This window comes from Paraburkholderia sp. SIMBA_027 (assembly GCF_046535315.1).
GTDB lineage: Bacteria > Pseudomonadota > Gammaproteobacteria > Burkholderiales > Burkholderiaceae > Paraburkholderia > Paraburkholderia tropica.
On sequence record NZ_JAWRWY010001167.1, the window covers coordinates 1 to 252 of the forward strand.

1 protein-coding gene is annotated in these 252 nt (G+C 34.1%); it reads right to left on the minus strand.

Annotated features, from left to right (window positions below; all coding sequences use genetic code 11):
* Positions 1-236: D-alanyl-D-alanine carboxypeptidase (locus tag SB764_RS42820; RefSeq protein ID WP_410867152.1), on the minus strand; the 236-nt coding region annotated here is incomplete at its 3' end.
* Positions 237-252 lie beyond the last annotated feature (16 nt).

Sequence of the window (252 nt, forward strand, 5' to 3'; positions counted from 1 at the left end):
AATGTATAGACTCCTGTAATACTACCCGTTTTTGCATGTACTTTATTTAGATAAGGTGCTTGAGTAAAACGATTTTTAAGAGTCCCTCCAACTAATCGACCTTTTTGTCCTCCTACAGGCAAAGCATTGTATAATAGGTCGTAATTTTGTTCATCACGTTCTTTTAATAATAATAAGGTTAATTCATTTGTAGAGATTCGATTTTTATGAGACATGCCCGAGCCGTCTTCAAACATCCAATTTCCCATATTT